At 67.2% G+C, this 15,393-nt stretch carries 12 protein-coding genes; all 12 read right to left on the bottom strand.

The features are described from left to right. Positions 1–3: 3 nt before the first annotated feature. Entirely contained in the window at positions 4–1,626 is a 1,623-nt protein-coding gene (gene nuoN, locus IU448_RS04835; protein ID WP_195054248.1) for an NADH-quinone oxidoreductase subunit NuoN, read from the bottom strand. Further along, positions 1,616–3,238 carry an NADH-quinone oxidoreductase subunit M gene (locus IU448_RS04830; protein WP_195054247.1) on the bottom strand — a complete coding sequence of 541 codons (1,623 nt, stop codon included), beginning with the start codon at positions 3,236–3,238 and terminating at the stop codon, positions 1,616–1,618. Before IU448_RS04830 ends, nuoN begins: the two co-directional genes overlap by 11 nt. Further along, positions 3,235–5,121, bottom strand: a complete 1,887-nt coding sequence (gene nuoL, locus IU448_RS04825; RefSeq protein WP_195054246.1) for an NADH-quinone oxidoreductase subunit L — start codon at positions 5,119–5,121, stop codon at positions 3,235–3,237. Before nuoL ends, IU448_RS04830 begins: the two co-directional genes overlap by 4 nt. Positions 5,122–5,197: 76 nt before the next feature. Then, entirely contained in the window at positions 5,198–5,497 is a 300-nt protein-coding gene (nuoK, locus tag IU448_RS04820) for an NADH-quinone oxidoreductase subunit NuoK (protein ID WP_068036553.1), read from the bottom strand. Continuing rightward, positions 5,494–6,360: an NADH-quinone oxidoreductase subunit J gene (locus IU448_RS04815; RefSeq protein WP_195054245.1), complete on the bottom strand. Its 867-nt coding sequence runs from the start codon at positions 6,358–6,360 to the stop codon at positions 5,494–5,496. Before IU448_RS04815 ends, nuoK begins: the two co-directional genes overlap by 4 nt. After that, a complete protein-coding gene (gene nuoH / locus IU448_RS04810; RefSeq protein WP_195054244.1) occupies positions 6,357–8,168 on the bottom strand; it encodes an NADH-quinone oxidoreductase subunit NuoH in 1,812 nt (603 codons plus the stop codon). The genes IU448_RS04815 and nuoH overlap by 4 nt, the downstream gene beginning before the upstream one ends. Then, on the bottom strand, positions 8,161–10,647 hold the full coding sequence (locus IU448_RS04805; RefSeq protein WP_195054243.1) for an NADH-quinone oxidoreductase subunit G: 2,487 nt from the start codon (positions 10,645–10,647) through the stop codon (positions 8,161–8,163). The genes nuoH and IU448_RS04805 overlap by 8 nt, the downstream gene beginning before the upstream one ends. After that, positions 10,644–11,972 (bottom strand): NADH-quinone oxidoreductase subunit NuoF, encoded by a 1,329-nt coding sequence (gene nuoF, locus IU448_RS04800; RefSeq protein ID WP_195054242.1) that lies wholly within the window; start codon positions 11,970–11,972, stop codon positions 10,644–10,646. The genes IU448_RS04805 and nuoF overlap by 4 nt, the downstream gene beginning before the upstream one ends. After that, entirely contained in the window at positions 11,969–12,688 is a 720-nt protein-coding gene (gene nuoE, locus IU448_RS04795; protein ID WP_195054241.1) for an NADH-quinone oxidoreductase subunit NuoE, read from the bottom strand. The genes nuoF and nuoE overlap by 4 nt, the downstream gene beginning before the upstream one ends. After that, positions 12,685–14,067, bottom strand: a complete 1,383-nt coding sequence (locus IU448_RS04790; protein ID WP_228812024.1) for an NADH-quinone oxidoreductase subunit D — start codon at positions 14,065–14,067, stop codon at positions 12,685–12,687. The genes nuoE and IU448_RS04790 overlap by 4 nt, the downstream gene beginning before the upstream one ends. Beyond that, complete coding sequence (locus IU448_RS04785) at positions 14,067–14,792, bottom strand: NADH-quinone oxidoreductase subunit C (protein WP_195054240.1); 726 nt, start codon at positions 14,790–14,792, stop codon at positions 14,067–14,069. Before IU448_RS04785 ends, IU448_RS04790 begins: the two co-directional genes overlap by 1 nt. Next, positions 14,789–15,343, bottom strand: a complete 555-nt coding sequence (locus IU448_RS04780; RefSeq protein ID WP_195054239.1) for a NuoB/complex I 20 kDa subunit family protein — start codon at positions 15,341–15,343, stop codon at positions 14,789–14,791. The genes IU448_RS04785 and IU448_RS04780 overlap by 4 nt, the downstream gene beginning before the upstream one ends. Between the last annotated feature and the right edge of the window lie 50 nt (positions 15,344–15,393).

The raw sequence follows: 15,393 nt of genomic DNA, 5'->3' as shown, positions 1-15,393 counted from the left end.
CGGTCAGCCCACGAATTCGGCGGCCCGGCCGGCCATATCCAGCAGCGGTTGCGGCGCGATGCCCAGAACCAGCGTGGCCACTGCGGCAACGGCGATCGACACCATGGTGGCCGGTGGCCTGACCACGATCGGCGGATCGGCCGGGGGATCGGTGAAGAACATCAGCACGATCACCCGGATATAGAAGAAGGCCGCAACCGCGCTCGCCAGTACGCCCACGATCACGAGCAGCCCGGCATCACCGGCGGCCGCCGCCTGGAAAACCGCGAACTTGGCAACGAACCCCGCAGTGACCGGGATACCGGCGAACGACAGCAGCAACAGGGCGAAGACGGTGGCGAGCCACGGGGCGCGCCTGCCCAGACCGGCCCAGCGCGACAGTGCGGTGGCTTCGGTCCCGTCGGATTCGCGCACCATACTCACGATCGCGAACGCGCCGAGCGTGCCCAATCCGTAGACGAACAGGTAGAACAGTGTCGACGAGATACCGCGGTCGTTCGCCGCGACCAGCGCCGTCAGCAAGAAACCCGTGTGCGCGATCGAGGAATACGCGAGCATACGTTTCATATCGGTCTGCGTGATCGCCAGCACGGCACCGACCACCATCGTGGCCACGGCGACGGCGGCCAGCACCGGCCGCCAATCGTCGGCGATCTCGGCCACACCTACCTGCAGCACCCGCAACAGGGCACCGATCGCCGCGATCTTCGTGGCCGCGGCCATGAAGGCGGTGATCGGTGTGGGCGCGCCCTGGTACACATCGGGCACCCAAGCCTGGAACGGAACCGCGCCGATCTTGAACAACAGGCCCACCGCCAGCATGGCGACACCGAGCAACGCGAGTGTCGGCGCACCGGATTCGGCCGCGAGCGCCTCGGCGATACCGGTCAGCCGGACGGTCCCGGCCTGGCCGTAGAGCAGCGCTACCCCGTAGAGGAAGAACGCCGACGAGAACGCCCCGAGCAGGAAGTACTTCAGCGCTGCCTCCTGCGAGAGCAACCGGCGCCGGCGCGCCAGCCCGCACAACAGGTACAGCGGCAGCGACAGTACTTCGAGCGCGACGAACATGGTGAGCAGATCGTTGGCCGCCGGGAAAAGCAGCAAACCACCGAGGGCCAGCAGCAGGAGTGGAAACACCTCGGTGGGCGTGACACCCGCGGTTGCCGCGGACCGTTCGGCACCGCTGCCGGGCACGGCGGACGCTTGCGGCGTGAACGCGTCCATTCCGTAGTCGGGGACGGCTGCGGCGCGACTCCAGGTACCGGGGCCCGACCGCGGCCGTGGAAGCGGGCCACGTTCGGCGACGAAGAGTACCGCCAGAATCCCGACCACCAGCAATGTGCCCTGAAGGAACAGCGTCACCCCGTCGACCGCGACCGCATCGGCGACGGCGGTCATCCGCGTGCCGGAAAGGAGCACCACCGCGGTCAACGCGGCGACGAGAGCGATGAGGGTGAGCGCCACCTGAGTCGGATACCGGCGGGATCGCGGTAAGAACGCATCCACCAGGACCCCGAGCACAGCTGCCCCGAAAACGATCAGAATCGGGGCCAGCGCGTGATATTCGATACTCGGCGCCGGTATCGAGGTGGCGAGGATGTCACTGCCGCGTGGATCAGCGCTCATGGGGCACACCTCCGGTATTCGCCGCCTCCGGTTGTACCGGGACCGGCGGTGGGGGATCGACACTGCCGATGGTGGTGAGGGTCTGGTGCACAGCGGGATCGATGAAATCGAGCACCGGTTTCGGATACACCCCGAGGAAGATCAGAGCACCGACCAGCGGAACCACCACGACCAGTTCCCGAGGTACCAGGTCGCGGATGCCCTCGTTGCCCTCGGTCACCGGCCCCGTCATCATCCGCTGGTAGAGCCACAGCACGTAGATCGCGGCCAGCACCAGGGCTCCCGTGGCTAGGATCGCGGCCACCTGGTAGCGGCTGAATGTGCCGATGAGCACGAGGAACTCACTGACGAACGGCGCCAGGCCCGGTAGCGACAGCGTGGCCAGTCCGGCGATGAAGAACGTGCCGGCCAGGACCGGAGCCACCTTCTGTACTCCGCCGTAATCGGCGATGAGCCGACTGCCCCGGCGGGACACCAGGAAGCCGGCCACGAGGAACAGCGCCGCGGTGGATATGCCGTGGTTCACCATGTACAGGGTCGCGCCGGTCTGGCTCTGGCTGGTCATGGCGAAGATACCGAGCACGATGAAACCGAAATGCGAGATCGAGGTGTAGGCGATCAGTCGCATCACATCGGTCTGCCCGATCGCAAGCAGCGCACCGTAGAGGATGCCGATCACGGCCAGGGCGATCACCAAGGGCGCGTACGTATCCGAGGCGGCCGGGAACAACAGCAGACAGTAGCGCAGCATGCCGAAGGTGCCGACCTTGTCCACCACGGCCATCATCAGCACCGCGCTGGCCGGTGTCGCGGAGACCGCGGCATCCGGCAGCCAGGTGTGCAGCGGCCACAGCGGCGCTTTCACCGCGAACGCGAACATGAACCCCAGGAACAGGGCATTGAGCACGGCCGGGCCCGCGCCGAGATCGCCGGCGTTCGCCGCCGCCACCACCGCGCGCAGATCGAACGTGCCCGCCCCGTCGGCACCGAGATCCTGTTGGACGGTGAGCACGTACAGACCGATCACCGCCGCCAGCATGATCAACCCGCCGAGCAGGTTGTACAGCAGGAATTTCACCGCGGCCCGTGAGCGCTGCTGCCGGACGGCCGCGCTGTCGGTGCGTGGTCCGAACCCGCCGATGAGGAAATACATCGGAATGAGCATGGCCTCGAAGAACACATAGAACAGCAGGATGTCGAGGGCCAGGAAGGAAACCAGCACCATCCCCTCGACCAGCAGGGTGAGGGCGATATAGATATGCGCCGCGCGCCGCCCGGACCCGACCTCGCGGTCGTCGTGCCAGCCCGCGACGATCAGCAGCGGCACCAGCCCGGCGGTGAGCAGCGTGAGCACCAGCGCGATTCCGTCGACGCCCAGGGTGTAGCCCGCACCGAATGCCGGTATCCAGGTGTGGGATTCGACGAACTGGAACTGTTCGCCGCCCGGCTGGAAGGCCATGGCGACGGCGAGCGCCACGGCCAGGGTCGCCACCGCGAACGACAGGCCGGTCCAGCGGGCTGCATTCCGCCGGGCGGCGGGCAGCAGGAGTACAACAGCCGCACCCACCACGGGAAGCAGCCAGAGCACGGTCAACCAGGGCACGGCGCTCACCAGATCCTCACGGCCAGCAGGGCGGCGGCCACCAGGGCCGCGCCGGTGAACATGGACAGGGCGTACGAACGGACGAATCCGGTCTGGACTCGGCGTGCCCGCGCGGACAAACCGCCGATGAGGGCGGCGCAACCGTTGACGAGTCCGTCGATACCGCGGTTGTCGAGGAAAACCAGCGCCCGGGTGAGATGCCGGCCGGGCCGCATGAACGCCGCCTCGTTGACCGCATCCCCGTAAAGGTCACGGCGAGCGGCCACGGTCACAGCGGAGACCGCCGCAGGCGCGGTGTCCGGTACCTTCGCGCGCCCGTACTGCCGGTAGGCGAGCGCGACGCCGATCGCGACCACCCCGAGCGCGAGCCCGGTGATCACGGGTACCGGCAGTGCGGGCTCGCCGTGGTGCTCGCCGACGACCGGAGCCAGCCAGTTCTGCAGTGACGACCCCCAGACGAATACCGCACCGGCACCGACGGAACCGAGCGCCAGCAGGATCATCGGGCCGGTCATCACACCGGGGGATTCGTGCGGGTGGTTATCGGGTTTCCAGCGGCGCTCACCGAAGAACGTGAGCAGCATGACCCGGGTCATGTAGAAGGCGGTGAGCCCGGCGCCGATCAGGGTGACGGTACCCAGGATCGGCCCGGCGACGCCCTCTGCGGCGAACGCGGCCTCGATGATGCGGTCCTTGGAGAAGAACCCGGCGAACGGCGGTACGCCGATGATCGCGAGATATCCGAGTCCGAAGGTGACATAGGTGATCGGCAGTAACGTACGCAATCCGCCGTAGCGGCGCATATCGGTTTCATCGTCCATGGCGTGCATCACCGACCCGGCGCCGAGGAACAGGCCGGCCTTGAAGAAGCCGTGGGTCAGCAGATGCATGATGGCCACTGCGTAGCCCGCCGGCCCGAGGCCGACGGCCAGCACCATATAGCCGATCTGGCTCATGGTCGATGCGGCGAGTGCCTTCTTGATGTCGTCCTTGGCGCAGCCGATGATCGCGCCGAAGAGCAGAGTCACCGCCCCGACCAGCACGACCGCAACCTGTGCGGTGGGCGCGAGGTTGTAGACCGGATTGGAGCGGGCGATCAGGTACACCCCCGCGGTGACCATGGTGGCGGCGTGGATGAGTGCCGAGACCGGGGTGGGGCCTTCCATTGCGTCCCCGAGCCAGGACTGCAACGGCACCTGCGCGGACTTACCACAGGCGGCCAGCAGCAGGAGCAGTCCGATCGCGGTGAGCGTGCCGTCGCTTGCGGCGGAAGCGGACCCGAAGACGGCGTCGAAACCGACCGAACCGAAGGTGGCGAACATGACCATCATGGCCAGCGCCAATCCCATATCACCGACCCGGTTCACCACGAACGCCTTCTTGGCCGCTGTCGCCGCGGTCGGCTTGTGATACCAGAAGCCGATCAGCAGATACGAGGCCAGGCCGACACCCTCCCAGCCCAGGTATAGCACCAGATAGTTGTTCGCCAGCACCAGCAGCAGCATGGCCGCGAGGAAGAGGTTGAGATAGGCGAAGAACCGGCGGCGGCCGGGGTCGTCACTCATATATCCGACCGAATAGATGTGGATCAGCGAGCCGACGCCGGTGATGAGCAGCGCGAAACAGATCGACAACTGATCCAGCGCCAGGCCGAAATCGACCTGTAGGCCGGCGACGGGGACCCAGCTGAACAGGTCCGCGGCCACCGCGCGGTCGGGATCGGCCCGGCCCAGCATGCCCACGAAGGCCACGATCGCGACGGCGAAGGAGGCGAGCGCGGCGAAGGTCGCGAGCAGATGGCCCCAGGCATCGGCTCGGCGGCCGGTGAGCAGCAGGACGGCGGCGCCGGCGAGGGGCAGGGCGGGCAGCAGCCACAGCGTTGCGGTGTCCATCTAGCGTCCTTTCGACCTGTCCGGGAGCGCTGCGTGGTTACACTGCGCTGCCGCTTCCGCGTTTGACCCGAACATGTCAGAACTTCAGCAGGTTGGCGTCGTCGACCGAGGTCGAGCGGCGGGCGCGGAAAATGGTGACGATGATGGCCAGTCCCACCACGACCTCGGCCGCGGCGACCACCATCGTGAAGAACGCGAAGACTTGGCCGTCGAGGTTCGCATGCATCCGGGCGAAGGTCACGAACGCGAGATTGACCGCGTTGAGCATCAGTTCGATGCACATGAACACGATGATGGCGTTGCTCCGCAACAACACTCCCGCGGCGCCGATCGTGAACAACAGCGCGGACAGGAACAGATAGTTCTCGGGGTTCACCGGTTACCTTCCTCATCGGCCGGGCGAGCGGTGGAGTGTCCGGTGCCGGGCGGTGCGGTATCCCCGGTGCCGGGCGGCGCGGCGGCGACGGACAGGACCGCCGCATCGGTGAGCGCTCGGGCGCGGCGATGCCGCAGGATGGTGGAGACCGACAGTTCCTCGAAGGAGCCGTCCGGGAGCCGGGCGGGGATGTCGACGGCATTGTGCCGGGCGTAGACGCCGGGAGTCGGTAGCGGTGTCGGCCGGTGGCCGGCATCGCGGAACCGCCGCCGGGACAGTTCGCGCTGGCCGAGTTTCGGGCTGAACTGTTCGCGGTGCGCCAGCAGCATGGCGCCGATGGTGGCGGCGATGAGCAGCGCTCCGGTGAGTTCGAAGGCCCACACATAACGCACGAAGATCAACTCCGCGAGCGCGCCGATCACGTCCTGCCCCGGGAAACCGGATGCGGGGAAGGCGATACCGGAACGCCGGATACCGTGCGCGATCCCGGTGCACAGCAGAATCCCGAAGCCGATACCCACCAACGCGGCGGCGATCCGCTGTCCGCGCAGCGTCTCCCGCAGGGATTCCGCGGAATCGACACCGACCAGCATGAGCACGAACAGGAACAGCATCATGACGGCGCCGGTATATACGACGATCTGGACGACACCGAGGAACAGCGCGTCCTGGGCGATATAGAAAACGGCGAGGCTGATCATGGTGGCGGCCAGGCAGATCGCCGAATGGACGGCTTTGGCCGCGAAAACCATACCGAGCGCACCGACTACCGCCAGCGGCGCCAGGATCCAGAACTGTACGGCTTCACCGGCTCCGGTCTCGGTGACGGGGGCGGCTGCCAAGAGTGTGGTCGCGGGGCTCATCGGGTACCTGCCTGTGCCACGCCGGCGACGGGTCGTCCGGTATCGCCGTGCACCCGGCCGAGGTAGTAGTCGGCTTCGGTGGTGCCGGGCTGCATGGCGTGCGGTGGAGGCTGCATATCCGGTCCCAGAGGCGCGAGCAGCTGATCCTTCTCGTAGATGAGGTCGGCCCGGTTGTCATCGGTGAGCTCGTAGTCGTTGGTCATCGTCAGTGCCCGGGTGGGGCAGGCCTCGATGCACAGGCCGCATCCGATACAGCGCAGATAGTTGATCTGATAGACGCGGCCGTAGCGTTCACCGGGCGAGAAGCGTTGCTCCTCGGTGTTGTCGGCGCCCTCGACGTAGATCGCGTCGGCCGGGCAGGCCCAGGCGCACAGTTCGCAGCCGATGCATTTCTCCAGCCCGTCCGGGTGCCGGTTGAGCTGGTGCCGGCCGTGATAGCGCGGCGCGGTAGGTACCTTTTCCTCGGGGTAGAACTCGGTATTGGGCTTCTTGAACATGGTGGCGGCGGTCACCGCGAAACCGGCCAGCGGTTCGAACAGCCCGGGCGAGGAGCTGATGGTGGAGGTCCGCTCGGGGAGGGGCGGGGTCGGGAAGCCGAGGAATACCTCGGAACCGCTCGATTGCTGCGTGGTGGGTGCGGCGATATCGTCGTCCGGCGGGAATTCGGGAGCCGGGGCAGGAGTACGGCCGGCCCGCAGGAACACACCGATCAACAGCGCGGTCACCAGGAGACCGGCGATCACCAGGATCGGTGTGGCCGCCGCATAACCCTCCAGATCCAGGACACGGGCGGTGGCTACGACCATCACCCACGCCAGCGAGGTCGGGATCAGCAGTTTCCAGCCGAGGTTCATGAACTGGTCGTAACGCAGCCGCGGCAGGGTGCCACGCAACCAGATGAAGACGAACAGGAACATCCACACCTTGGCGGTGAACCAGAGCAGCGGCCACCAGCCCGAATTCGCACCCGCCCAGAGGTTGATCGGGAAGGGAGCGCGCCAGCCGCCCAGGAACATGGTGGTCGCCAGCGCGGAGACTGTCGCCATGTTCACATACTCGGCGAGCATGAACATCGCGAACTTCAGCGACGAGTATTCGGTGTGGAAACCGCCGACGAGCTCGCCTTCGGCTTCGGGCAGATCGAACGGCGCGCGGTTGGTCTCGCCGACCATCGAGATGCAATAGATCAGGAACGACGGCAGCAGCAGGAACACATACCAGGTGGGCTGCTGGGCGGCGATGATGCCCGAGGTCGCCATGGTGCCGCCGAGCAGGAACACGGCCGCGAAACACAGGGCCATAGCGATTTCGTAGGAGATCACCTGGGCGGTGGAACGCAGGCCGCCGAGCAGCGGATAGGTCGACCCGGAGGCCCATCCGGCAAGTACGATTCCGTACACCCCGATCGAGGTGATCGCCAGGATGTAGAGCACACCCACCGGCAGGTCGGTGAGCTGCAGGGCAGTGTTGTTCCCCAGGATCGACACCTCCGGCCCGAACGGGATCACCGCGAACGCCATCACCGCGGCGATCACCGAGATGATCGGGGCGAGAACGAAAATCGGCTTGTCCACGATCGCGGGGACGATGTCCTCCTTGAACGCCATCTTCACCCCGTCGGCCGCGCTCTGCAGCAGGCCCTTGGGGCCGACCCGGTTGGGCCCCACCCGCATCTGCATCCAGGCGACGACCTTGCGTTCCACCAGTACCCCGAACAGAACGGTCAAGAGCAGGAAGACGAAAACGGCGACGGCTTTGGCGGCGACCAGCCACAGCGGGTCGAGGCCGAAGAGGGACAGGTCAGTCATGATCGGAGACCTCCGTCGGTTCGGCACGCCGCACGGTGACGACGCTGCCCGGTCCGGCGCCCAGATCGGTGTGGACCGAGCAGCCGGGAGAATTCATCGGCAGCCACACCACCCGGTCGGGCATGGGGGTGACCACCAGCGGGAGGGTGACGGCACCGTTTTCGGTGCCGACCGTGACCGGATCACCTTCGGCCACTCCCGTTTCCGCCGCGGTGGCCGCCGACATCCGGGCCACCGGCGCCCGGGCGATCCCCGCGAGATTCGGCTCACCGTCCTGTAGCCGCCCGCGATCGAGCAGCATTCGCCAGCCGGCCAGGATCGCGGTTCCGGCCGCGGGGTCGGTCATCCGGCGGGGCGGATACGCGGGTGCGGTGACGGTGGGCCCGGACCAGCCGGAGAGCCGATCGAGTTCGGCGCGAGCGGCGGCGGTATCGGGCAGGCTCAGCGCGATACCGAGTTCCGCGGCGAGGCTGTGCAATACCCGCTGGTCCGAGAGCGGGGCGGCGGTCCGGCGCACCGTGCTGTCGGTGAGCGCCGCGGTGAACGGTCTCGGGCGACCCTCCCAGGTGCGGTAGGTACCGGATTTCTCCATTGCTGTCGCGACCGGGAACACCACGTCGGCGTACGCGGTGATCTCGCTGTGCCGTTGCTCCAGGGAGACGATGAAATCGGCCCGTGCGAGCGTCGCCCGGGCCGCGGCCGGTTCGGGAAGATCGGCGAGTTCGACGCCGCCGATGACGAGGCTGCCGACGCGGCCGGTGCCGTCGAGGACCGTGCCCGTATCGCGCCCCGGAGTTATCGGAAGTTCGTCGATGCCCCATACCGCGCAGACTTGCCGGCGAGCCTGCGCGTCGGTGATGGGCCGACCGCCCGGCAGCAGACCCGGCAGGGCGCCCGCCTCCACCGCGCCGCGCTCACCGGCCCGGCGTGGTATCCACGCGAGTGCGGCGCCGGTATCGGCGGCGAGCCGGATCGCCGCCGACAGCGCCCCGGGGACAGCGGCCAGCCGTTCGCCGGCCAGGATCACCGCGCCGGGTTCGCGCAGCAACTGTGCCAGGTTCGCCGAAACGGGCTCCGCTACAGCCGAGGTCGACGCCGGTCCGTCGGCTCCGCCGAGCGCGGCGAGAGTTTGCGCTTCGGCGCCCGGGACCGTCGGAACCAGCGTGCCCGATATCCGTTCCAGACCGCGGGAGGCGTACGCGGCGACCGAGTAGATGGGCAAGGCCCGCAGACGCGCCTGCTTGCGCAGCCGCAGGTAGACGATGGGTGACTCCTCTTCCGGCTCGAAACCTGCGAGCAGAACCACCGGTGCGGTGGCCAGGCTGTCGTAGGTGACCGAGTCGGTGTGCCCGGCGACCCACGCGCCGAGGAACTCGGCCTCCTCGGCGGAATGGGCGCGAGCCCGGAAATCGATATCGTTGGTGCCCAGCACCACCCGGGCGAACTTCGCGTAGGCGTAAGCCTCCTCCTCGGTGACCCGCCCGCCCGGCAGCACCGCCGCGTTCCCCACTCCGGCCCGCAGCCCACGTGCGGCGGCAGCCAGTGCCTCCGGCCACGAACAGGGTGCCAGTTCGCCGTCGGAACCACGCAGCAGCGGAGTGGTGATGCGGTCCCGTTCGGTGGCGTAGGCGAATGCCCACCGGCCTTTGTCGCAGTTCCATTCCTCGTTGACCTGCGGGTCGTCACCGGCCAGCCGGCGCATCACCTTTCCGCGCCGGTGATCGGTGCGCTGGGCGCAGCCGGAGGCGCAGTGTTCGCAGACACTGGGGCTGGACACCAGGTCGAAGGGACGGGCCCGGAACCGGTAGCTGGTCCCGGTGAGCGCGCCGACCGGGCAGATCTGCACGGTGTTCCCGGAGAAGTACGAGTCGAGCGGTTCGTGCTCGGCGGTGCCGACCTGCTGGAGTGCGCCGCGATCGAGTAATTCGATGAAGGGATCTCCGGCGATCTGCTGGGAGAACCGGGTGCAGCGCGCGCACAGCACACAGCGTTCTCGGTCCAGCAGTACCGCGCTCGACAGCGGAATCGGTTTGGGAAAAGTTCGTTTGACCCCTTCGAACCGGGTTTCGGTGCGCCCGGTGGACATGGCCTGGTTCTGCAGCGGGCATTCGCCGCCCTTATCGCAGACCGGGCAATCCAGCGGGTGGTTGATCAGCAGCAGTTCCATCACGCCCTGCTGTGCCTTCGCCGCGGCCGCCGAACTCAACTGGGTGCGGGCCACCATGCCTTCGGCGACCGCCATGGTGCAGGAAGCCACCGGTTTGCGCTGACCTTCCACTTCCACCAGGCATTGCCGGCAGGCGCCGACGGGCGCCAGCAGCGGATGATCACAGAAACGCGGGATCTGGACGCCGATCAGCTCGGCGGCCCGGATGAGCAGTGTCCCGGCCGGAACACTCACCGTGGTGCCGTCGATCGTCAGGGTGACCAGGTCGGCGGGCTGCAGATCGGCGGAATCGGAACGAACGGTAGCTGTCATCGGATTACCTCTCCGGCCGCGGTCGGGGCCCAGGCGGTGGCGCGTGCCGGGTCGAAGGGGCAGCCGCCTCGTTCCAGATGGGCGATGTATTCGTCGCGGAAGTACTTCATGGAGGACACGATCGGGCTGGCGGCGCCGTCGCCGAGCGCGCAGAACGATTTACCGTTGATGTTGTCGGCGATATCCAGGAGTTTGTCCAGGTCGGCCGAGGTGCCGAGGCCCGCTTCGAGCCGGGTGAGCAGCTGCACCAGCCAATAGGTGCCCTCCCGGCACGGCGTGCATTTACCGCACGATTCGTGCGCGTAGAACTCCGTCCAGCGCAGCACGGCCCGGACCACACAGGTGGTGTCGTCGAAGATCTGCAGCGCTTTGGTGCCCAGCATCGACCCGTGCGTCATCACGTTCTCGTAGTCCAGGGGTACGTCGAGATGTTCGGCGGTGAACAGGGGAGTGGAGGACCCGCCCGGTGTCCAGAACTTCAGCCGATGGCCCGCCCGGACCCCGCCCGCGTATCCGAGCAGCTCTCGCAGGGTCACCCCGAGCGGTGCCTCGTACTGGCCCGGCCGGGTGATATGCCCGGAGAGCGAGTACAGCGTGAAACCCGGCGATTTCTCGGTGCCCATGGCCCGGAACCAGCTCGGCCCGTTGCGGAGAATCGGCGGTACGCTGGCGATGGATTCGACATTGTTGACCACCGTCGGGCTGGCGTAGAGCCCGGCGACCGCGGGAAACGGCGGCCGCAGCCGGGGCTGGCCGCGGCGGCCCTCCAGCGAATCCAGGAGAGCGGTTTCCTCACCACAGATATAGGCGCCGGCCCCCGCATGCACGGTGAGTTCGAGATCGTAACCCGAGCCCAGGATGTCGGAGCCCAGCAATCCGGCCGCGTAGGCCTCGGCGACAGCCGCCTGCAACCGGCGCAGCACCGGGACCACTTCACCGCGCAGGTAGATGAACGCATGCGCGGCGCGGATGGCGTAGGCCGCGACGATCACCCCCTCGACGAGCGAATGCGGGGCCGCGAGCATCAAGGGGATGTCCTTGCAGGTGCCGGGCTCGGATTCGTCGGCATTGACCACCAGGTAGTGCGGTTTGACCGTACCGTCGGGTTCGGGACCCTGCGGGATGAAACCCCATTTCATCCCGGTGGGGAAACCGGCTCCGCCACGGCCGCGCAGCCCGGCGTCCTTGACCGTGGCGATGACTTCGTCGGGTGTCATGCCGAACGCGATCGGCAACGCCTCATACCCCCCATGCGCACGGTAGGTGTCGAGGGTCCAGGAGTTCGGCAGATTCCACAACCTGCTCAGTACCGGTGTCAAGGTCATCGGGCACCGTCCTCACCGGTCTCCGGGACCTCCGGGGCACGCATTCCCTGTTCGCGCGCGATCTCCAGACCCGCCAGCGTCGGACCGCCCGGCTCGCCGTCCAGCACACCGGGGCGGGGATCGGGGAATCCGGCCAGTACGCGTGCGGTTTCGCGGAAGGTACACAACGGCGCCCCGCGGGTCGGCCGGACGGATTGACCGTCGCGGAGATCGTCGACCAGGGTCTTCGCCGATTCGGGTGTCTGGTTGTCGAAGAATTCCCAGTTCACCATGACGACCGGCGCGTAATCGCAGGCGGCGTTGCATTCGATGTGTTCGAGGGTGATCTTCCCGTCATCGGTGGTCTCCCCGTGCGCGATACCCAGATGCTCGCGCAGTACGGCGAGGATGGCGTCGCCGCCGAGGACCGCGCACAGCGTATTCGTGCAGACACCGACGTGGTAATCACCGGTGGGAGTGCGCCGGTACATGGAGTAGAAGGTCGCGACCGCCGTCACCTCGGCGGCGGTGAGGCCCAGCAACTCGGCGCAGAATTCGATACCGGTGCTGCTCACACAGCCTTCTTCCGACTGCACGAGGTGCAGTAGCGGAAGCAGCGCCGAACGCGGATACGGGTACCGGCCGATGATCTCCTTCGCATCCGGTTCGAGCCGGGCCCGGACGTCGTCCGGATAGGGTTGCGGCCGGGTGCTCAGGCGCAGCAGGATCTCGGTCATCGGTCCACCCCGCCCATCACCGGATCGATACTGGCCACGGCGGCGATCACATCGGCGACCATGCCGCCCTCACACATCGCGGCCACGGCCTGCAGGTTCGTGAAGGATGGATCGCGATAATGCACGCGATAGGGCCGGGTACCACCGTCGCTGACCATATGCACCCCCAGTTCCCCGCGCGGTGATTCCACCGCGGCGTAGACCTGCCCCGGTGGCACCCGGATGCCCTCGGTGACGAGTTTGAAATGGTGGATGAGCCCCTCCATCGAGGTGCCCATGATTTTGCCGATATGCCGTGGTGAGTTGCCCAGGCCGTCCTCGCCCAGGGTGAGATCCGCCGGCCAGGCGATCTTCTTGTCCGAGACCATCACCGGCCCGGGACGCAGCCGGTCCAGACACTGCTCCACGATCTTCAGCGACTCCTTCATCTCCTCGATCCGGATGAGGTAGCGGCCGTAGCAGTCACAGGTATCGGTGGTGGGGATATCGAATTCGTAGTTCTCGTATCCGCAATAGGGATCGGACTTGCGCAGATCGTGCGGGAGTCCGGTGGACCGCAGCACCGGGCCGGTGACACCGAGGGCGATACATCCGGTGAGGTCCAGATAGCCGATGCCTTCGGTGCGGGCCTTGAAGATCGGATTGTGGGTGAGCAGATGCTCCATATCCCGGAGCCGTTTCGGCATCAGCTCCAGCAGTTCCCGCACCTTCGTGACCCCGTCGTCGGGCAGGTCCTGGGCGATGCCGCCGGGCCGGATGAAGGCGTGATTCATCCGCAGGCCGGTGATGGCCTCGAAGACGTCCAGAATCAGTTCCCTTTCCCGGAAACCGAACAGCATCGGGGTGAGCGCACCGAGCTCCATACCTCCCGTGGCGAGCGCCACCAGATGTGAGGAGATGCGGTTGAGTTCCATGAGCAGAACCCGGATCACGGTGGCGCGCTCGGGAATATCGCCGGTGATCCCGAGGAGCCGTTCCACGCCCAGGCAGAAGGCCGTCTCGTTGAAGAACGGCGACAGATAGTCCATTCGGGTGACGAAGGTGACGCCCTGCGCCCAGGTGCGGAACTCCAGGTTCTTCTCGATCCCGGTGTGCAGGTAGCCGATTCCGCAGCGGGCCTCCACCACGGTTTCGCCCTCGATCTCGAGGATGAGCCGCAGCACGCCGTGCGTGGAGGGATGCTGCGGCCCCATATTGACGACGATGCGTTCTTCCCCGGCGCCACGGAGCGCATCGGCGACATCGTCCCAGTCCTGGCCCGCGACCGTTACCACCTGCTGACCGGAATCCGCACCCGGTGCGGTGGAGGCGGCGCCGGTACCGGAGTCGTCGTGGTCCGGCTGACCGGATACGCCGGGCCGGATATCGATTTCACTCATCAGCTGTAGGTCCTCCGCTCATCGGGCGGCGGAATGCGCGCGCCCTTGTACTCGACCGGTATCCCGCCGAGCGGGTAGTCCTTGCGCTGGGGGTGACCGCGCCAGTCGTCGGGCATGGTGATCCGGGTCAGCGAGGGATGCCCGTCGAACCGGATACCGAAGAAGTCGTAGGTTTCCCGTTCGTGCCAGTCGCAGGTGGGATACACGCGGTACAGCGAGGGGATATGCGGGTCCGTATCGGGCGCCGCCACCTCGAGGCGCAGCCGCCGACCGTGGGTGATCGAGTTCAGGTGGTAGACGGCGTGCAGTTCGCGGCCGGTCTCGCCGGGGTAGTGCACGCCGCTCACCCCGAGACACAATTCGAACCGCAGGGCGGGATCGTCGCGCAATGCCCGCGCCACCGCCACCAACTGGTCCCGGCGTACGTGCAGGGTGAGTTCGTCGCGGTCCACGACCACTTTCTCGATCGCCGCCTCGAATCCGGCGCCGGTGCCGAGCGCGGTGCGCAGCAGGTCGACGACCGTATCGAAGTAGCCCCCATACGGCGGGGGTGTGCCGCCCGGCAGAGCGATCTCGTGCACGAGACGCCCGTAACCGGAGGTGTCACCGCTACCGGAGATACCGAACATGCCGCGGCGGCGGCCGATCACCTCGTCCTGGGAGCCGATCGGCTGTTCGGGTTCGACGGCGCGGCTGTCGGTGGATTCGGGACGGTCGGCGCTCATCGCAGCAACCCCTCCATCCGGATCGTCGGGGTCGCGGCGAGGGCGGCCTGCTCCGCCGCCCGGATCGCTTCGGCGCGATTCACCCCCATCGGGGTGTGCTGAATCTTGTCGTGCAGGGCAATGATCGCGTTGAGCAGCATTTCCGGTCGCGGGGGGCAACCCGGCAGGTAGATATCGACCGGCACCACATGGTCCACTCCCTGGACGATCGCGTAGTTGTTGAACATTCCGCCCGACGACGCGCAGACCCCCATGGCCAGTACCCATTTCGGCTCGGTCATCTGGTCGTAGACCTGGCGCAGCACGGGCGCCATCTTCTGGCTGACCCGTCCCGCGACGATCATCAGATCGGCCTGCCGCGGCGAGGCACGGAAAACCTCCATACCGAAACGCGCCGAATCGAACCGGCCGCCGCCGGTCGCCATCATCTCGATGGCGCAGCAGGCCAGGCCGAAGGTGGCCGGCCATACCGAACCCTTGCGCATGTACCCCGCCATGGCCTCGACCGTGCTGAGTACGAAACCGCTGGGCAGTTTCTCTTCCAAACCCATATCCGACTACTCCCTGGGCTATGGGCCCGTGCCGGAGCACGGGCCGCGGC

It is taken from the genome of Nocardia flavorosea (assembly GCF_015477805.1).
Lineage (GTDB): Bacteria > Actinomycetota > Actinomycetes > Mycobacteriales > Mycobacteriaceae > Nocardia > Nocardia flavorosea_A.
Note: the sequence above shows the minus strand (reverse complement) of the source record. Positions and strands in the feature narration are given on the sequence as shown.